This is a genomic window from Streptomyces sp. NPDC002537, from assembly GCF_053594975.1.
Genome location: NZ_JBSFWT010000062.1, coordinates 24639 through 43391 on the forward strand (window position 1 = coordinate 24639; position 18753 = coordinate 43391).

Below are 18753 nucleotides of genomic sequence, written 5' to 3' on the forward strand. Positions count from 1 at the left end.
GGGGCCGGACCGGGAACCATGACGGCTTCAGCACACGGTCTTGAAGGTGCCCCTGAGGTCGAGGCGTTCCTTGGTGCCGTTGTTGTCGAACTCGATGACTGCCGTGACCGTGCGGTCGCGCCAGTTCTGGACCTGCTCGACGGTCGTGCCGTCGGCCTCGGTCCACTTCAGCCGGTAGACCCCGGGGGCCTCCTCGCGGTGGTCGACCGTGACGGTGCCCTCCGCGGGGTCCTGGCCCGCGAGGACCTTCCAGTGGGCGGTCCGGTCGCCCTGGAAGTCGAGCCGGAACCGGAAGCCGTTGTCGTAGGAGATCTCCAGGGTGCGGTCGGCGAACCTCGGCTCGCTCGCCCGGCTCGCGGCGGCCTTGCCCGGTATCCGGTGCGGCGCGGCCTGCGCCGCCGCCGGGCTCACTCCGAGCGCGGCGGCGGACAGCAGCACTCCGGCGCCGATGCGCACGGCCGTCTTGCGGTTCTTTCGGGACATTGGGGAACCTCCCATGGTTGACGTGTCAACCGTGACCCTACGGAGCAGTGGTTGATGCGTCAACTCGATCGGCGGACCGCGCCCTGGCGACGGCGCCGCCCCGGTCAGGACTCCGTGGCGGGCACCGGGAGCGCGGGGTTGGGGGTGAGGATGCGGCGGAGGACGTCCTCGACCTCCGTGCGCGTGGGCGACCGGCTGGCGGCCAGGCCGCGCAGGGTGAGCCCGTTGGCGGCGACGGCGGCGGCGCGGGCGGTGAGGAGGTCGGTGTAGTGCGCGAGGGCGGCGGCGCTCAGCTCCATGTACCGGTCGGCCACCGGCCGCAGGGCCGGGCGGCGCAGGGCGGCCAGGTAGAGCTCGAACTCCATGACCTGCTGGTCGCGTTCGGGCCCGAAGCACCGCATGAGGGCGTCGGTGAGCAGCACGGTGAGCTGCTCGGCGGTGAGGCCGGGGCGCTGGGCGACCCAGTCGTCGAGGTAGACGGCGAAGCGGTCGACGCAGCGCGTGAGCGCGGCCTGGATGAGGTCGTCCTTCGTCGCGAAGTGGTACGTCGTCGCCCCGAGCGGCACCCCCGCCCGCTCCGCGACGGCCCGGTGGGTCAGGCCCTCGATGCCGCGCTCGGCGATGACCTGCTCGGTGGCGGCGGCGATCTCCTCGATCCGCCGCTGCGGATCCCGCCGCCGCCTGGGTGCACCCGCACTGGTCATGAGCCGCCCTCCGGGCCGTCGCATCGGTCTTCGTTACAGTACGAGCGTACCGGCGGGCGCCGGTGAGGACGGTTCCGCGACGGCCGAACCAGGCGGCATGGCCACGGTACGTACGTACACATCGGCCTCCCGGCGGCGGGAAGCGCCATGGACGGTCCGCGACCGCGTGGTCACAATGAGCGGCATGGTCCGCGAAGCCGTCCGGCCGGAAGACCCGGAAAACACAGAAGTCCCAGAAGGCCCGGAAAACCCTGAAGGCCCTGAAGACATCGGCACGGCGTTCCCCGATGCCTCCGGGAGTCGCCCATGACCGGCTCGCGGCCCCGTGTCGCCCTCGTGCTGAGTGGTGTGGCGGGGCAGAACGGGGGCATCGGCACGAGCGTGCTGCGGCTGGCCCGCGGGCTGGACGCCGACGGCCGGTTCGCCGTGGACGTCGTGGCCCTGCGCCCCGCCGACAGGGCGCCGGCGGGCGCCGGTCCCCTGCCCGAGCAGCCGCACGGGACGGATCACGGGGTCTGCTTCTTCGATCTGGTTCCCGACGGGGCGACGCCGCCGGGTCCCGAGGGTGAACTGGCGGTCCAGCAGGCCCTGGTGACGCTGGCGCGCCGTCGCCGGTACGCCCTGCTGCACGGCTTCTACGCCGGTTCCGCCGGGTACCACGCGGCCTGGGCCGCGGCCGACTGCGGAGTGCCCTCGGTGGTGGGCATCCGGGGCAACGACATCTACGGCGACGTCTTCGACCGCGGCCGGCTGCCGCGGCTCCAGTGGGCGCTGTCCCACGCCACCCGGATCATCGCGGTGAGCGGTGAGGCGGCGCGCAGGGCCGACATCCTCACCGGCTGCGGACCGCGCACCACCGTGGTGCTCAACAGCATCGCGCCCGCGGCCTACCGGCCCGGCACCGTCCGCGTCCCCGGTGCGCCGGTCGTCGGCACGCTCGGGCTGTTGCGCGCCAAGAAGGCCGTCCACCTGCTGGTCCAGGCCTTCCCCGCGGTGCTGGAGCGGCACCCGGACGCCCGTCTGGTGCTGGCCGGGGAGATGCGCGAGGACGTCTCCGCGCTGCCGGAGCTGGTCGCCGCCACCGGTATCGCCGACCGCACCGTCCTCACCGGGTGGCTGCCCCGGGAGGACGCCCTGCGGCACCTGCGCGGCATGGACGTCTTCGTCCTGCCCTCGCTGCACGAGGGCTGCCCCAACGCGGTGCTGGAGGCCATGCTGGCGGGGACGCCCGTGGTGGCCACCGCTGTGGGAGCGGTGCCCGAGATGGTCGTGGACGGTGTGGAAGCCGTACTGGTACCGGTCACCGGCTCCGCGCGGGCGGTCGCCGACGGGATTCTCACCATGCTCGCCGCCGACCGGAAGGCCATCGCCGAGCAGGCCCGTCAGGCCGTGCTGACCCGGTTCGACCTGTCCCGGGAGATCGAGGAGAACGCGGCCGTCTACCGCGACTGCCTCGGCTGAACCGGACGGTGCGTCAAGCCCGAACAAGGATGCGGTACTCGCCGAACATTCTTACCTCGTGGATCCACCACACTCCGGCCATCGAGTCACTAGTCTCTGACCAGTGGCAGCCAGCAAAGCGAACGACGAACACACACGTCACGGACTCCCGGCCCATGGGCCGGCCCTGGACGCGGATCTCGACCGGCTCGGTGACCAACTGGCCGAATTCGCCCGCACGCAGGAGAGGATGCGCGGTCTCCTGGGGGCGATACTCACCATCAGCGGGGAACTCGAACTCCCCGTGGTGCTGCACCGCATCGTGACCACCGCCATGGAGCTGGTCCGCGCCCGCTACGGCGCCCTCGGCGTGCTGGACGAGGAGGGCACCGAGCTCGCCGAGTTCATCCCCGTCGGGCTGAGCGACGAGGAGACGGAGCGGCTGGCGGGAGTGGCGTTCCCCCACGGACGCGGGCTCCTGGGCCTGCTCATCAGCGACCCGCGGCCGCTGCGCGTCGACGCGATCGCCGCGCACCCGCAGGCCACGGGGTTCCCGCCGGGTCACCCTCCGATGCGTTCGCTGCTCGGGGTCGCCATCACCCTGCGCGGGAAGGTCTACGGCAACCTGTACCTCACCGACCGCGAGGACGGCGGCTCGTTCGACGCCGACGACGAGGCCGTGGTGGTGGCGCTGGCCGGCGCGGCGGGCGTCGCCATCGAGAACGCCCGCCTGTACGGCCAGGTCCGCGCCGGTGCCGAGCAGTTCCAGCGGCTGCTGCTGCCGAGCCTGCCCGACCTCGCCCCGTTCGAGTCCTGGGCCGTGTACCAGCCCGCGGCGGACCCGGCGCTGCTGGGCGGCGACTGGTACGACGCCCTGGTCCTGCCCGACGGCACCCGCGTGATGATCGTCGGCGACGTCCTCGGGCACGACGTCCGGGCCGCCGCCACCATGGCCCAGATCCGCAACATGCTGCGCGCCCTGGCCTACGACTCCGACGCGCTGCCCAGCGAGCTGCTGGCCCGCCTCGACCGCACCCTGGCCGCCGTCACAGAGCCCACGATGGCCACCGTGTGCCTGGCCCGCATCATCCCCTGCGACGGCGGGTGGTCACTGGTGTGGAGCAGCGCCGGCCACCCTCCGCCGCTGGTGGTGACCGCGGACGGCGACGCGTACGCCCTCGACGCCGAGCCGGACCTGCCGGTCGGGGTCGACACCGGGCTCGCCCGGAACGACCACCGGCATGTGCTGCCCCCGGGTGCCACCGTCCTGATGTTCACCGACGGCCTGGTCGAGCACCCGGGCCGCGATCTCGACGAGGGACTGCGCACGGTCGCGAAGGTCGCGGCGGCCCATGCCGGGGAGCCGCTCGACGCGCTGGGCCGGGCCGTCGCGGAGGCCCGTCCCGGCGACGGCCACGACGACATGGCCATCCTGGCCCTGCGCGCGCCAGGCAGTACATGACCCTCCGTCACAGGACTGTCCCTGCCGCCCTGTTCACCCCGCTCACTCCGTCACGAGCACCGCGGCTCCCGTGACCCGGTCCGCGGCCAGGTCGGCGAGCGCGTCGTCGGCGCGGCTCATCGGATAGCGCTGGACGTGTACGACGGGCGGGCGCTGGGCCACCTCGGCGAGATAAGCACGGCCGTCGGCACGGGTGTTGGCGGTGACACTGCGCAGCGCGCGCTCCTGGAAGAGGTGCCGCTGGTAGTTCAGGGCCGGGATGTCCGTGAGGTGGATGCCGGCCACGGACAGCGTGCCGCCGCGGTCGAGCGCGGCGAGGGCGACGGGGACGAGGTCGCCGACCGGCGCGAAGAGGATCGCCGCGTCGAGGGGCTCGGGAGGCGTGTCGTACGCCCCGGACGCGGAGGCGGCCCCGAGGTCGAGGGCCAGGCGGCGCGACTGCTCGGCGCGGGTCAGTACGTGGACGGTGGCGCCGCGGCCGATCGCCAGCTGGGCGGTCAGGTGGGCGGAGGCGCCGAAGCCGTAGATGCCGAGCCGGCCGCCGGGCGGCAGCGCGGCGCGGGCGAGGGCCCGGTAGCCGATGATCCCGGCGCACAGCAGGGGTGCCAGTTCCTCGTCGGGCGGGCCTTCGGGCAGGTGGTAGACGTAGCGGGCGTCGGCCACGGCGTGCTGGGCGTAGCCCCCGTGGACGTCCCATCCGGTGTAACGGGAGTTCGGGCAGAGGTTCTCCCGGCCCGCCCGGCAGGAACGGCACGTGCCGCAGGTGCCCGCCAGCCACGCGATGCCGACCCGGTCGCCCTCGGCGAACCCTTCGGCCTCGGGCCCCGCCGAGAGCACCCGGCCGACGACTTCGTGGCCCGGGGTGCAGCGCGGGACGCGGGGTGCCAGGTCGCCCTCGGCGAGGTGCAGGTCGGTGCGGCACACCCCGCAGGCACGCACCTCGATCAGCAGCCCGGTCGGCCCCGGCGGGTCGAGGGCGCGTTCCACGCAGCGCAGCGGACGCTCCGCGGCGGGCGCGGTGTGATCGACCACCCAGGCCAGGGTGGTCGGGCCGTCATCCGCTCCACTCGGCATCTCCGGGCCCCTTCCACCGGACACCGGCCACCACCGGGCCCTCCTCGCGTTCGGCCACCCGTCTCATGGTGCGCCGCCGCGGCGACCCTTGCCAGAGATACGACCGCCGCGCGGGAGCGACCGGGGGCACGCGCGAACAGCACTGGGCCGAACGGACGACCCGGCCGCCCCGCTCCCGCCCTCTGACGCGGCATCGCGTCAGAGCCGGCTCCCCGCCCGTTTGACCGCCCGCCCCACCACGGTCGTCTCCGCCCGGGAGATGCCGAGCGGGGCGAGCACCTCGGTCGTGAAGCGGTACAGCCCGCCGAGATCCGCGCAGAACAGCGCCACGAGGAGGTTCGACGGTCCGCTGGTGGCCAGCACTCCGTGCACCTGCGGGTGCGCGGCCAGGACCCGCCCTGCTTCCGCCAGCCGCGCGGGCGGCACGTCCAGCCACAGGTTGGCGTCCACGGCCAGGCCCAACAGCCGTGGATCGACGGTGACATGGGTACGCAGGGCGCCGCACTCCACCAGCCGTCCCATCCGGCGCCGGACGGTGCTCTCGGGTGCGCCCACCGTCGCGGCGAGCGCGGCGTGCGAGGCACGCGCGTCGCGGTCGAGTGCGGCGAGCAGCGACCGATCCAACTCATCAACTGCTGAGGATTGTTGACAGTTTGTCACATGTACCGGGGCCAAGGCGTCCACCTGCGCTTCGTCGAGCCACCCGGCCCGCCAGTGCGCGGCGTCCGCGTACACGTGCAGCACGGCGTGCACGGTGCTGGCGGTGACCGCTTGCGTCGCCGGGAGCTGCCGGTAGAGCAGCCGGTCCCGGTCCCCGGGGCTCGGCACGACCACCGCGCTGATCTCCTCACCACCCTGGACCCCCGCCTCCGACAGCTTCCTCGCGGCCTCCCCCACCCTTCACGGCCCACTGCTGGAGCTCCTCTCCCCGGTCGCCCGGACCGACGTGTGAAGGGGCCCGAGCGGGGGCCGTTCCACCGGGCAGCGCCGCCGGGTGGTCGTGATCTGGAACGCGCCCCGCGTGCAGGGCATAAAGGCGTTCTATGGGTCCATCGACTCATAGCCACTAGCCGCACCCGGCGCCCCGGCGGAAGGTGAAGCCGAGACCTTCCAACGATGCAGGGACACCATGTACACCCTTCTCTTCCTCCTGATCGCCATATGCGTCCTGGCGGTGCTACGCGACTGGTCGGACCGGTCACGGATGCTGTTGTGGGCAGGAACCCTTGTCGTCACAGCGCTCGCGTTCCTCCCCCACGTCATCGACCACACCTTCCGCCTCGCCCTCTGAGCCACCGAGTTTTCCGGAGGAGGAGACCTCACCATGAGCACCATCACCCCGACCCCCGCCACCGGCACTTCGGCCCGGCTCCCCAACCGCCTGGGCCTCTGGTTCGCCCATGCCTACGTCATCGGCATGTGCGGCACCCTTGCCGGTGCGTACTTCTTCCAGTTCGGGCTGTGGGAGTACCCCTGCCCGCTGTGCCTGCTGCAGCGGATGTTCTTCCTGCTCAGCGCGCTGGGCCCAGCATGGATCATCGCCCGCTCCCGCAAGGGCGAGGTGACCACGAAGGAGTGGGCCTCCGGCTGGGGCTGGGCCATCATGGCCGCCCTGACCGGGTCCACCGTCTCCGCCGCCCAGGTTCTGATGCACATCGTGCCCCCGGACCCCGGCTACGCCGGCGCCCTGTTCGGGCTGCACCTGTACACCTGGGCCCTGATCGCCTTCCTCGGCGCCGCCCTCGCCGCTGGGGCCGCCCTGTTCCTCACCCCGCAGGCCGAGCCCCTGGACGCCGCCGGGGCCTCCCCTCTCCTGCGCAAGGCCGCCACCGTCACCCTGGTCCTGATCGCGGCCTTCGCCGCCACCAACCTCGTCGCCTGCTTCTTCGAGCAGGGCTTCCACTGGCAGATGCCCGGTGACCCCACCGGCTACCGGTTCTTCACCGACCTCGGCCTCTGAGGAACCCTGAATCGCTCCATAGGGTCGGGCCCGCGGACAGAGCGGGCCCGGCCGGATCGGTCCGTGGTGCCGATCCGGCCGGGCGGGCCGGGGAAGGTGGCCGGCGGTCAGCCGCGGGGCAGCCACTCCGGGCGGCAGGCGCCGCGCGGGAGGAGGATCTGCCGGTACGCACCCGGGGTCTCCGACATCCGCACCTGGTCGGTGACGCCCTGGTAATGGCCGAGCGGGGTCTGCGCGGTGAAGGTCTCCGGGGCGGGGTAGGCGTGCTCCTCACCGGTACCGGCGATCGCGGTGGCGTACGCCTTGTCGAAGACGCCCATGCTCAGGATCCACAGGGCGACCCGGGACAGGGAGACGTGGACGCGGTAGCTGCCGCCGTCGACGGCGCGGCGGCGCAGGGCCTCCACGATGCCGGCGGTCATGAACCACGAGACCAGGTAGTCGTTGACCACCGTGATCGGCGGCAGAGCCGGCCTGTCGCCGTCGCCCTCCAGGTGCAGCAGCCCGGTCAGCGCGCCCGCGGTCTGGTCGAAGCCGAGGTAGTCGGCCCAGGGGCCGCTCCTCCCGTTCAGCGAGACGGTCGCGTACACCAGGCCCGGCCGCCGGGCGATCGCCTCGTCCTCCGACAGCCCGACGGACTCCAGGAAGCCGGGGCGGCGGTTGGCGAAGAAGACGTCGGCCCCCGCCTGGAGTTCATGGATGCGGGCCAGGCCCTCGGGGGTGTACGGGCTCACCGTCGCCGAGCGGACACCGACGTTGGCCGTCCGGTACGTGACGTCGTGCTCCAGCTCGTTCGGCCGCCACAGGTTGAGCACGTCGGCCCCGTGCAGGGCCAGCGCCCGGCCCGCGCCGGCGCCCGCGATGATGTGGCCCATGCCCAGCGCCCGCACCCCGTCCAGCGGCGCCGCCGCACCCTCGGGCAGCGGCTCGGGCACGCTGTCGCCGACGCGCGTGATCTCCACCAGCGGCATGTGCGCGAGGTGGTCGGTGTATTGACGCTCCGTCAGAATCTCGCTCGGCGTACGGACCATGGGCATCACCGCGCCGGCCTCGGCCCCGGCCCGCTCCAGCTCGCGGGCGTCCCACTTGGCGATAGCGGCGGCGACCGCCTCGGGTACCTCCGGTGCGCCCAGCAGCTTCTGCGCGGCCTGCTTGATGTTGGGGTAGATGTTGAACGGCATCATCCAGCGGTCGTCGGCCGTCCGGTAGAACGCGTTGGCATAGGCCATGTTGGGGATGGACGGAGTGCCGGCGGGATAGCCGTTGAGCAGCTCCCACTTCTGGTCGTAGAAGGGGCAGAGCCGGTGCGGGCCCACCCGCAGGTCCATCGCGATGTCCTGGCCCGAGCCGCCGCGCTGCCGCCACAGCGCGGCGATGGCGGCGGACTTGGCGACGAGGGCGATGCCGGAGGCGGCGCCGAGCCGCAGGGTGCTGGGCACCACCGGGTCGGCTCCGTAGTACGTGATCGTGCCACCGGTGTCCTCGGGCTTCAGCCCGATACCGGCCAGGACGTCGGCCGTTTCGGCATGGACGTCGAACGCGTCGTCCGTCGCGGGGGCGGCGATCGCCTGGGTGATCCTGTCGGTGAGAGACATGGTGCGTCGTTTCCGTTTCCCGGATGCGTGAGGTTCGGTGGAGGGAAGGTCAGTCGCGGGTGGGAGCAGGTGCGCCGGGGACATCGGCGCAGGCATCGCCGGGGACATCGCCAGGGACATCGCCGAGGACGCGCATCAGGGCGACCTGCGCGCGGTCGCGGCGGGCCGCGAGCTCACCGACCGGCACATCGCCGAAGGCCTGCCGGGCCTGCTCGGTCAGCCGGGCGACGGTGGCCCCGTCGAAGGCGGGGCTGCCCAGGCCCGGCCACGTGGCCTCCATGGCGCGGCCGAGGTGCTCGATGAAGTGCGGCAGGCCGCCGGGGCCGCCGCCGAGGTGGAAGGTGCGGAAGGGGCCCGCCACGGCCCAGCGCAGACCGATGGAGGCGGTGACGATGTCGTCGAGCTCCTGCTCGGTCACCACTCCCTCGGCCACCAGATGCACGGCCTCCCGGAAGAGAGCGGACTGCAGCCGGTTGGCGACGAAGCCGGGGATCTCCTTGTGCAGGACCTGCGGCCGCTTGCCCAGCGCCGTGTAGAAGTCGCGGGCCTGCTCCACGGCGGCCCGGGAGGTCCGCTCTCCGGGCACGATCTCCACCAGCGGCACCAGGTGCGGCGGGTTGAAGGGATGGCCGACGACCAGACGCTCGGGCTGCCGCATCGCCTGCGCGATGGCGGTGGCCGGGATGCCGGAGGTGGAGGTGGCCAGCAGCGCGTGGGCGGGCGCGGCCCGCTCGACGGTCTGCCAGATCTCCTGCTTGACCTCCAGGCGCTCGGGCCCGTTCTCCTGGACGACGTCGGCGTCCGCGACGGCGGTGGCGAGGTCGGCCTCGAAGCGCAGCCGGCCGGTCAGGCCCTCGGTGGGCAGCCCCAGTCCGGCCAGGCCCGGGACGATCTCCGCCAGGCCGTCGAGGACCAGCTTCTCCACGTCGGGGCGCGGGTCGCTGACGACGACGTCCATACCGTGGGCGAGGAACAGGCCGGCCCAGGAGATGCCGATCACCCCGCCGCCGATGATCGTGGCCCGCCGGCGCCCGCCCGGGAGGCGGACGGCGTCCACGGCTGCCGGTTCAGTGCTGTTGTCCATGGTCTTCACGCTTCTCTTGATGTCTGTGATGCCGATACCGATGCCGACGATGTCGGTGCCGGGAGCCCTCAGTCGGCGAGGTAGTCGTGGACCGCCTCGGCGGGGCTGAGGGTGAGGTCGGCGACGATATGGCTCGCGCCGACGACCTCCAGGACGGGCAGGTCCGCGAGCGGCGCCAGCGCGTGGGCGAAGAGCTGCAGCCGGGCCGGGCCGCGGAACGCGCTCTTGACCGTGATGTCGTCGATCCGGGTACGCACCAGCTCGCAGATGCGCGGCGTGCCGTCGTAGCCGAGCGCGGTCTTGACCATGAACGTGGGCGTACGGATCTCCGCGCGGGCCTCGTCCGGGTCCATCGGGTCGTGCTTGTAGCCCATGGTGGCGGTGGCCACCCGCAGCGAGCCGTAGTCGAGGGTGCCGACCAGCGTGTCGGAGTCGACGCGGAGCACGGGGGAGCCGAACTTCTTCGGGTACGCGCTCAGTTCACGGCCGCTGCTGATCGCGGGCACGCTGTCGACGTACATCGCCAGGTTGAACTCACCGTGCTCACCGTCGTGTTCGACGGAGATGAGCTGGCCGGCCTCGGTGTAGTCGCCCAGGCCCGTCACGTCCGGCATCCGGATGACCTCGAAGCGGACCAGCGGCTCGGTGACGGTCAGCGGCTCGGGGACGATCCGGCGCAGGGCCTCGGGATCGGTGCGATAGGTGATGTTGAGGTACTCGCGGTCGGTGAACCGGTACCGGGTGGGGGCGTAGGCAGGCGCGTTCACCGGGGTGGTGAACAGGCGCGCGACGTCTTGCGAACGCATCGGAGGACTCCAGGAGGACCGGGATTCTCGGGAGGGGAAGGAGCGCCGGACTCGTCGGCCGGAGCTCCCACGACCGAGTGAACGCCCCGGGCGGGATGTCTGTCCAATATATGTTTTCGTAGATCGAGATATGGTTGACCATATGGAACTGACCAGGCGCCTCCTCGAACAATTCCTGGCCGTGGTCGACGAGCAGCACTTCGGCCGGGCCGCGGAACGTCTCTCGATGAGCCAGCCACCCCTCAGCCAGGCCATCCAGCGCCTGGAGCGGGGCATCGGCGCGCCCCTCCTGGAGCGCGGGCCGCGCGGTGTGCGCCCGACCCCCGCGGGCGCGGTCTTCGCCACGGACGCACGGCGGATGCTCAACCTCCAGGACGCCGCTCTCGAACGCGCGCGGCGCGTCGCACACGGACTGGAGGGCGATGTGCGGGTGGGGTACGTCAGCATCCTCAGCCACCGCTACCTGCCCCGACTGCTGCGCGCGGCCGCCCGGGAGATGCCCGGCCTGCGGATCAAGCTGCGCCAGGACTCCTCGGCCTCCGTCGCGGAAATGGTCGCCTCCGGCGCCCTCGACCTGGGGTTCCTGCGCGACCCCGCACCCGTACCGGCCGACCTGGTCACCCGGGACGTCGCCGTCGAACGCCTCGCCGCCGCGCTCCCCACCGACCACCGGCTGGCCGGCGAGGAGGCGATCGGGCTGGCGGACCTGCGCGAGGAGGACTTCGTCCTGCCCGACGCCACGGCACTGCCATCGCTCGCGCAGCAGCTCCAACTCGCCTGCCACGAAGTGGGCTTCACCCCCCGGCCCCGGGCCAGCGCCGACGACCTCACCGGCCTGTTCAGCTACGTGGCCTCCGGCCTGTGCGTCAGCGCCCTCCCCGAGGAACTGAGCGAATTCGCCCTCCCCGGAGTCACCTTCGTCCCGCTCCGAGGCACATCGCCCAACCTGGACACCCATGTCACCGCCGTCCTCCGCCCGGACGCGGACGCCGCCGTCCAGCGACTACTCGAACTGATTACCCGTCACATACCTGGCTGAGAGTCGCCGTTGGGCCGATCCGTCCGTTCCAGACCCCCTGGCCCGGAGAGCGATCCGGGGCGGCTACGGCGGGGAGACGGCCCGCTGACCCCTGCCCCCGCAGGTCGGGCAGACGCGCCGCCTGCGACACTTCCGACAGACGGTCGTCCGCGGGCCGGGCAGCCGACCACGTCCACCGCATCCGGGGCACGCGCCGAGGCCGTCACGCCCGCAGTACAGCACATATCCGGGCGCGAGGGCTTCGGCTGTTCGCACCGGCTCCGGCCAGGGGAACTCCTCCGGCGCGCGCAGGGCCGGCGCCGACGTCCGCGCGCCGAACATCGCGGCGGAAGCATGGCCGCCCACACGGATCTTGACACTGCCCGCCATCATGACGCCCGGCTACCGCGACGCCACGCCCCTGCGGCTCACCCGGCATCCCCCGACCCGATCGCCGGTATCTCCTTCGCCGCCCGCCCGGAAGGGCATGATCTTGACTGGCCACGGGGCCATGCGTCACCGAACAGGGCAGAGGCCGCCCTCGGCGACGCGAAGGCCCTGAGCGCTTGCGGCCACTTCGCGACCGCAAGCCGACACAACATCAGAAAGGCCGCCCCCGCATCATGCGAGAACGGCCTCCGACCTGCGAAAATCGCTGGTCGGGACGGCGGGATTTGAACCCACGACCCCTTGACCCCCAGTCAAGTGCGCTACCAAACTGCGCCACGTCCCGGTGCTTGCCCGGCTCGGGCTTTTCCCCTTGCCGACCGCGCACGAGAACAATACCGCACATCAGCGGGTGATCGCGCACGCCTTTCTCCGGGGGCCAGGGGGCGGCCCCGGCCCTGATCGAGGTGTCCGTTGATCCACGGGGCGGCGGGGCCCGCATGCGGCCTGTACGCGGCCCGTACGCGGCCCGTCCCGTCCGTCGCGGTGTTGACCCGCGGCCCGTACGCCATGCAACCATCGAGCCGTCTCGATTCCAGCTCGTGCACCACACAATTCCCCTGTAGCAGGAGGAAAGTTGGACACCTCTGGTCCGGCCGGCACGTCTCCCTTCGTCCTCTCGTCTCTCTCCCGTCGCAGGTTTCTCCAGGCCGCGGCGGGCACCGCCGCCGTGGCAGGGGTCGGCGTCGCCCTCCCTGTCGACGTGGCGGACGTGGCGACGGCGGTCGAGCCCCATGCGTCTCTTACATCTCTCGCGTCTCTCTCCTTCACCGCGGCCACCAATGGTTCCGCGTCGCTCTCCCCGGCCGGTGACCGGCTGATCGCGGAGGTGCAGAACGTCCTGTGGTCGGTTCCCCGCGCGGGCGGGGACGCCGTGGCGATCACTCCGGCCGATCTGGAGCCGACGCGTCCCGTCCACTCCCCCGACGGCAGGGCGGTCGCGGTGTGCGCGTACCGGGGCGGCGGGTTCCACCTCTGGACGCTGCGGCCGGACGGTTCCGGGCTGCGGCAGCTCACGGACGGGCCGTGGGACGACCGCGGGCCCGCGTGGTCGCCGGACGGCACGCGGATCGCGTTCGCCTCCGAGCGGGGCGGCGATCCGGTGGCGGGGAGTCCGTACCGCGTGTGGGTGGTGGACGTACGGACCCGGGCGCTCACCCGGATCACGGGGCTGACCGGCCAGGACGGGCCGCTGCAGGACGGTGCGTGGGAGGACTTCGACCCGGTGTGGTCGCCGGACGGGAAGCGGCTGCTGTTCGTCCGCGGGCGGGTCGCGGCGGGCGGGCTGGAGGCGCGGACGGTCGCGTCCGTGGCGGCCGACGGCACGGGGCCGGTGCGGGGGGAGCACACGGAGACGGCCGCGGCGCAGGTGATGACGCCCGCCGTCTCGCCGGGCGGCCGGCTGGCCTATCTCCGGACGACGGCGGCGCCCGCCGCCTCGTGCACGCTGGTGGTGGACGGTGCGGCCGTGGCGGTCGAGGGTGACGTGGAGCCCGTGCCGCCGCGCTGGGTGTCGCGGGACGAGCTGCTGCTCACGGTGAGCGGCCAGTTCCGGATCATCCGGCCCGGACGCGCGGACGACCGGGCCGTGGTCGTTCCCTTCGCCGCGAAGCTGCCGCTCGACCGGCCGCGCTACCGCGTCAAGCGGTACGACGTCGAGATCGGCGGCGTCCACCGGGTGCGTGCCGTGCACCTGCCCGCGCTGTCGCCCGACGCCCGGCAGGTGGCGTTCGCCGCGCTCAACGCCCTGTGGGTCGCCGACGTCTCCGGCGGGCGGCCCCGCAAGGTCGTCGCGGCCGATCCCTCGCACTATCTGCTCGGTCCGGTCTGGACGCGCGACGGGCGGGGGCTGGTCTACGCCGACGACCGCGACGGGCTGCTCGCCGTGCGCCGCCGAGACCTCGCCTCCGGCGAGGAAACCGTGCTGGCCGACGGCGGCCGCGTCCATCCGGCGCTGTCACCGGATGGAACGAAGCTCGCATGTCTGGACATGTCGGGCAATCTTCGGGTCCGTGATCTCGCCACCGGCACGGAGCGGGTGCTCGCGGCCCCGCTGGGCGCGGGCGGCCTGCCCGGCAGACCGAGCTGGTCGCCCGACGGCCGCTACATCGCGTTCTGCGACCGCAACCGGCTCAACCAGCGGTTCCGCGAGGGCTACAACCTCGTCCGGGTCGTCGACACCACCGACGGCGGCGCCCGTCTGCACGCGATCGCCCCGCACGCCTCGATCGCCGACCGCTACGACTCCGGGCCCGTCTGGTCGCCCGACGGCCGTCACATGGCGGTGATCTCCGAGTCGGCGCTGTGGCTGCTGCCCGTACGGGCCGACGGCACGCCCGACGGCGAGCCGCGCCGGCTGACGGACGAGGCGGCCGACCACCCGTCCTGGTCCGCCGACTCCCGCCGGCTCCTCTATCTCTCGGCGGGGCGGCTGCGGCTCCTGGACACGGCGGACGGGTCGGCCCGTACGGTCCCGGTCGCGCTCGACTACCGGAGGCCGACCCCGGCGGACACCGTCGTGCGCGCCGGGCGGTTCTGGGACGGCACGGGCGGGACCGTGCGGGAGGACGTCGACCTCGTGGTGCGCGACGGCCGGATCGCCGCCGTGGAGCCGCACCGGGCCCGGCGGGCGGCCCTGCGGACCGTCGACGCGTCCGGGCGCACGGTGATCCCCGGACTGTGGGACGCGCACACGCACCCCTGGCAGTACACCTACGGCGGACGCCAGACCGCGCTGCAGCTGGCGTACGGGATCACCACGGCGGTCTCGCTGGGCGGGTTCGCCTACGAGCAGGCGAGGATCCGCGAGGCCGTCGCGGCGGGGGCGCTGGCCGGGCCCCGGCTGCTGGCCACCGGCGAACTGCTGGACGGGGCGCGGGTCGCGTACAGCATGGGCCGCGCGCACCGGACCCGCGAGGGCCTGCGCAGATCGCTGGAGCGGGGTGCCGCGCTCGACTGGGACTTCGTCAAGACGTATGTGCGCGCGCCCGGTTGGGTGATGGAGGAGGCCGCGCGGTACGCGCACGAGCGGCTCGGGGTACGGGCGGGCGGTCACCTCTGCTCGCCCGGCGTACAGCTCGGGCAGGATCTGACGACCCATCTCCAGGCCACGCAGCGGCTGGAGTTCGGGCACGCCACGACGGCGACGGGGCGTTCGTACCAGGATCTGGTGGAGATCTACACCCGCGCGGACTTCCATATGATCGCCACGATCTTCACGTCGGTCCCGCTGCTGGGCGAGACCCCCGCCCTGGCGGAGGACCCCCGGGTGACGCGGCTGATGCCGCCGTGGGACGCGGCGGTCGTGCGCCGGACGGCCGGGGAGGCCCCGACCGAGGCCCAACTGTCCACGCTGGAACGGGAGATCGGCGTCTACCGCGCCGTCCTGTCCGGCGGCGGCATCGTCGCCCTCGGTACGGACGCCCCGCTGGTGCCCGTCGGGCTCTCCCTGCACCTGGGGCTGCGGGCCCTGCACCGCTACGGCCTGACGGCGGCGGAGGCGCTGCGGACGGCGACGGTCCTGCCCGCGCGGGCGTTCGGCGCGGAGCGGGACCTGGGCACGCTGGAGCCCGGGAAGCTCGCCGACGTGACGGTCGTGGACGGCGACCCGTTCACGGACTTCGGCACGCTCGTGCGGACGGTGTCGGTGCTGCGCGGCGGGGTGCCGTACGAGCAGGCGGAGCTGGTCGGCGCCTTCGGCGGTGCGGGCGATCCGAAGGGGTACGCGGAGCGGTCGCACGACGAGTGGCTGGAGGTCGGGCGGCAGCTGCGCCGCGACACCTGCTGCGACATGGAACTGCCGCACTTCTGACGGCCGTCGGGCCATCGCCCCGCGCGTCCCGGCTCGGGGGCGCGCGGGGCGACCGCCTCGCTACGCCCGCACGGTGACCTCTTCGGCGCTCGGCAGCTCGCGCGCCGGTTCGGGGTGGCCGGTGGCCGGGCGGAGCGCGATCGCCCGCCACCACGGGTCGAACGGCAGCCCCGTCACCGGCTCGAAGGGCTGCCCGGGGCGGGGCGTGACGGCCTTCGCGCCGTACCGGCCGGCCGCGGCGACCGTGCCCTCGACGGGCTCCTCCCAGGAGTGCGGGGCGAGGTTGAAAGTGCCCCAGTGGATCGGCAGCATGATTCCCCGGGCGGCCTCGCCCTGCAGGTCGACATGGGCCCGCATGCCCTCCTCGGGCGTCATATGAATATCGGGCCAGAATTCGCTGTACGCACCGATCTGCACCATCGTGGCATCGAACGGACCGTACTGGGCGCCGATATCCATGAAGCCCGGGAAGTAACCGGTGTCACCGCTGTGGAAGACGCGGTGCTCGGGCCCGGCGACCACCCAGGAGGCCCACAGGGTGTGCTGGGTGTTGCGCAGCGCCCGGCCGCAGAAGTGACGGGCGGGGGTGGCGGTGAGCGTGAGCTCACCGACGGTGGTGGACTCGTGCCAGTCGAGCTCGGTGATCCGCTCCGCCTCGATGCCCCAGTGCTCGAGGTGGGCGCCGACGCCCAGCGGTACGGCGAAACGGGTGCCCGTACGGGCCAGTGCTCCGACCGTCGCCATGTCCAGGTGGTCGTAGTGGTCGTGGGAGATCACCACGACGTCCACCGGGCCGACCTCGGCCAGCGGCACCGGCACCGGGTGCAGCCGCTTCGGGCCCGCGAACGCGAACGGCGAACAGCGCTCCGACCACACCGGGTCGAACAGCACCCGGTGGCCGTCGATCTCCGCGAGCACGCTGGAGTGGCCCATCCACGTCAGCCGCAGCCCGGAGGCGGCGGGCACCGCCAGGTCGGCGATGGTCGTGGGGTGGACCGGCACCGTACCGGCCGGGGTGCGGCGGGCCCGCTCCTCCTTGCGGAAGTAGGTGGGCAGGAACTTCAGCATGGAGCCGGACGGGGTCCGGTCGGCCGCCACGGGGTTGGTGAACACGCCGCCCACGAAGTTCGGCGACCGCCTGATGCGTTCCATCCGCTCCCCCGAGGGGTCCGCCCCGAACGCGGCCGGGCGCAGGGCGTCGAGCGGTGAGCTTTTCGGGCGGGAGCCGGTCACGGGCGCCTCCAGGACGGATCTGGCGGATCGGGCAGGTCATGCCATTATCTGCCCCACCGCACCGGCGCGCGGTTGGCCCCCTCCCTACGGCAGGGCCGCGCCCGCGCGAACTCCCCGTGCCGCCGCCCGGACCCACCCCCGTGTCGACGGTCCGGACGGCGGCAGCGGAAACCGCCCCGTCCGCCCACTGTGCAGGGTCGCGCCCCGGCGCGCACGTGAATTTACGTGGGCATGCCGCGCGGGCTCAGAGCCCGCTGACCCGGAGGGTGAGGTTCAGCCGTCCGGACAGCCCGAGCGCGGGCGGCGCGGTGCCCGGGTGTGTCCGGGGAACGCCGTGGAAGGCCGGGCGCGCGGGTCCGCCGAAGACGAACAGGTCGCCACTGCGCAGCTCGACGTCCGTCCAGGGCCGGCCGCGGCCACTGGCGGTGCCGAACCGGAAGACGCAGCTGTCGCCGAGGCTGAGCGAGACGACCGGGGCGTCGGACCTCTCGTCGCGGTCCTGGTGCATGCCCATCCTGGCGTCGGCGCCGTAGAAGTTCACGAGGGCGGTGTCGTACGGGGGCAGACCGACGGGTTCCGCGCCGTACGCCTCGGTCACGGCCGCGCGGGCGAGGGCGTCCAGCCGGGGCGGGAACGGTTTGACGGGGGCACCGTCGCCGTCCACGACGGTGCGTGCGTAGCCGTAGGGGAACCAGTGCCAGCCGAGGCAGACGGTGCGTACAGACATCTCGCCGCCGCCGGGCATGCGCACGGTCCGCAGTCCCGCGGGGGGCCGGGCCCAGTCCGCGGCAGGCCGCGAGCAGTTCCGCCTGCGCGGCGGCGTCGAGCCAGCCGGGCACGTGCACAGCGCCGGGAGCGACGACGGCCCGTTCCCGCGGAAACAGTTCGTCACCCATGCCGCCAGCGTAATCGCCGGGACATGTCACGGATCGGGGGAGCCGTTCCGTCGTACGGGCGGAAGCGTCACCCGCACACACCACGGAGGCACCCGACATGGCCCGCATCCCCCTCGACCCCAGGCCCACCCTGCTCGTCCGCGCCGTGCGCCGGTACTGCGAGCGTGCCTACGGCAAGGCCCTCGAACCGGTCATGGCCGCCGCCCACAACCGCCGGGTGCTCATGACCACCAGCCGTCTGGAGCTGTCCGTCAAGCGCTGGAAGGCCCTCGACCCGCGGCTGAAGGAGCTCGCGGTGATGGCCTCGGCGGCGGTCATCGGCTGCTCGTGGTGCATGGACTTCGGCTACTGGGAGAGCCACCGGCACGGCATGGCGCCCGAGAAGCTGCACGACCTGCCGCGCTGGCGCGAGAGCGCGGTCTACACCCCGCTGGAGCGGGACGTCATGGAGTACGCCGAGGCGATGTCCGCCGCCCCGCCGACCGTCACGGACGAGCTGGTGGAGCGGCTGCGGGAGCGGCTCGGCGACGCCGGGCTCGTCGAGCTGACCTCGATGGTCGCGGTGGAGAACCTGCGCTCGCGCACCAACGCGGCGCTCGGGCTGACCAGTCAGGGCTTCAAGGACAGCTGCGACATCCCGCCCCGCGCCGCGCGACGCCGGGCTGATGGTGCACGCGGTCGCCCTGGAGAACTGGCAGCGCCTGCACCGCTTCTGCTCGCGCTGCGGCGAGCGCACGGTG

The 18753-nt window shown here is 73.1% G+C and carries 14 protein-coding genes, 1 tRNA gene and 2 pseudogenes; 7 read left to right on the forward strand and 10 right to left on the reverse strand.

Annotated elements, in window-relative coordinates; all coding sequences use genetic code 11:
• Window positions 1-27 precede the first annotated feature (27 nt).
• Together ACWD4A_RS24960 and ACWD4A_RS24965 are read right to left on the reverse strand one after the other, a co-directional pair.
• Complete coding sequence (locus ACWD4A_RS24960; RefSeq protein ID WP_451197319.1) at window positions 28-483, reverse strand: MoaF-related domain-containing protein; 456 nt, start codon at window positions 481-483, stop codon at window positions 28-30.
• A 104-nt stretch (window positions 484-587) separates the two neighbouring features.
• Window positions 588-1187: a TetR/AcrR family transcriptional regulator gene (locus ACWD4A_RS24965; protein WP_451197320.1), complete on the reverse strand. Its 600-nt coding sequence runs from the start codon at window positions 1185-1187 to the stop codon at window positions 588-590.
• Window positions 1188-1493: 306 nt separating this feature from the next.
• Here ACWD4A_RS24965 and ACWD4A_RS24970 point away from each other — a divergent pair, with 306 nt between their 5' ends.
• A complete protein-coding gene (locus ACWD4A_RS24970; RefSeq protein ID WP_451197322.1) occupies window positions 1494-2648 on the forward strand; it encodes a glycosyltransferase in 1155 nt (384 codons plus the stop codon).
• Window positions 2649-2751: 103 nt separating this feature from the next.
• Window positions 2752-4089 carry a PP2C family protein-serine/threonine phosphatase gene (locus tag ACWD4A_RS24975; RefSeq protein ID WP_451197323.1) on the forward strand — a complete coding sequence of 446 codons (1338 nt, stop codon included), beginning with the start codon at window positions 2752-2754 and terminating at the stop codon, window positions 4087-4089.
• 42 nt (window positions 4090-4131) lie between these two features.
• On the opposite strand, the gene ACWD4A_RS24980 is transcribed toward ACWD4A_RS24975, so the two are convergent.
• Together ACWD4A_RS24980 and ACWD4A_RS24985 are read right to left on the reverse strand one after the other, a co-directional pair.
• Window positions 4132-5163, reverse strand: a complete 1032-nt coding sequence (locus ACWD4A_RS24980) for a zinc-binding alcohol dehydrogenase family protein (protein WP_451197324.1) — start codon at window positions 5161-5163, stop codon at window positions 4132-4134.
• Between the two features lie 198 nt (window positions 5164-5361).
• Entirely contained in the window at window positions 5362-5997 is a 636-nt protein-coding gene (locus tag ACWD4A_RS24985; protein ID WP_451197325.1) for an Lrp/AsnC family transcriptional regulator, read from the reverse strand.
• Window positions 5998-6292: 295 nt separating this feature from the next.
• Between ACWD4A_RS24985 and ACWD4A_RS24990 the strand changes: the two genes are divergently transcribed.
• Window positions 6293-6454 (forward strand): hypothetical protein, encoded by a 162-nt coding sequence (locus ACWD4A_RS24990; protein WP_451197327.1) that lies wholly within the window; start codon window positions 6293-6295, stop codon window positions 6452-6454.
• Window positions 6455-6487: 33 nt separating this feature from the next.
• Complete coding sequence (locus ACWD4A_RS24995; protein ID WP_451197329.1) at window positions 6488-7123, forward strand: disulfide bond formation protein B; 636 nt, start codon at window positions 6488-6490, stop codon at window positions 7121-7123.
• A 107-nt stretch (window positions 7124-7230) separates the two neighbouring features.
• Here the strand turns inward: ACWD4A_RS24995 and ACWD4A_RS25000 are convergent, their stop codons facing one another.
• From ACWD4A_RS25000 to ACWD4A_RS25010, 3 genes are all read right to left on the reverse strand, one after another.
• Window positions 7231-8718, reverse strand: a complete 1488-nt coding sequence (locus tag ACWD4A_RS25000) for a CoA transferase (protein WP_451197330.1) — start codon at window positions 8716-8718, stop codon at window positions 7231-7233.
• A gap of 49 nt (window positions 8719-8767) precedes the next feature.
• Entirely contained in the window at window positions 8768-9802 is a 1035-nt protein-coding gene (locus ACWD4A_RS25005; protein WP_451197332.1) for a 3-hydroxyacyl-CoA dehydrogenase family protein, read from the reverse strand.
• Between the two features lie 68 nt (window positions 9803-9870).
• Entirely contained in the window at window positions 9871-10608 is a 738-nt protein-coding gene (locus ACWD4A_RS25010; RefSeq protein ID WP_451197333.1) for an acetoacetate decarboxylase, read from the reverse strand.
• A 142-nt stretch (window positions 10609-10750) separates the two neighbouring features.
• Between ACWD4A_RS25010 and ACWD4A_RS25015 the strand changes: the two genes are divergently transcribed.
• A complete protein-coding gene (locus ACWD4A_RS25015) occupies window positions 10751-11647 on the forward strand; it encodes a LysR family transcriptional regulator (protein WP_451197334.1) in 897 nt (298 codons plus the stop codon).
• Between the two features lie 635 nt (window positions 11648-12282).
• Here the strand turns inward: ACWD4A_RS25015 and ACWD4A_RS25020 are convergent.
• Window positions 12283-12359: transfer RNA gene (locus ACWD4A_RS25020), tRNA-Pro, on the reverse strand.
• 291 nt (window positions 12360-12650) lie between these two features.
• On the opposite strand from ACWD4A_RS25020, the gene ACWD4A_RS25025 reads away from it, so the two are divergent.
• The gene (locus tag ACWD4A_RS25025) at window positions 12651-15884 is read left to right on the forward strand and encodes an amidohydrolase family protein (protein ID WP_451197336.1); all 3234 of its coding nucleotides are present in this window, start codon (window positions 12651-12653) and stop codon (window positions 15882-15884) included.
• A 60-nt stretch (window positions 15885-15944) separates the two neighbouring features.
• On the opposite strand, the gene ACWD4A_RS25030 is transcribed toward ACWD4A_RS25025, so the two are convergent.
• Both ACWD4A_RS25030 and ACWD4A_RS25035 read right to left on the reverse strand, forming a co-directional pair.
• The gene (locus ACWD4A_RS25030; protein WP_451197338.1) at window positions 15945-17117 is read right to left on the reverse strand and encodes an MBL fold metallo-hydrolase; all 1173 of its coding nucleotides are present in this window, start codon (window positions 17115-17117) and stop codon (window positions 15945-15947) included.
• Between the two features lie 244 nt (window positions 17118-17361).
• Window positions 17362-18013 (reverse strand): annotated as a pseudogene (locus ACWD4A_RS25035) (alpha-ketoglutarate-dependent dioxygenase AlkB family protein).
• A gap of 298 nt (window positions 18014-18311) precedes the next feature.
• On the opposite strand from ACWD4A_RS25035, the pseudogene ACWD4A_RS25040 reads away from it, so the two are divergent.
• A pseudogene (locus ACWD4A_RS25040) lies at window positions 18312-18416 on the forward strand (carboxymuconolactone decarboxylase family protein); the annotation flags it as partial.
• Between the last annotated feature and the right edge of the window lie 337 nt (window positions 18417-18753).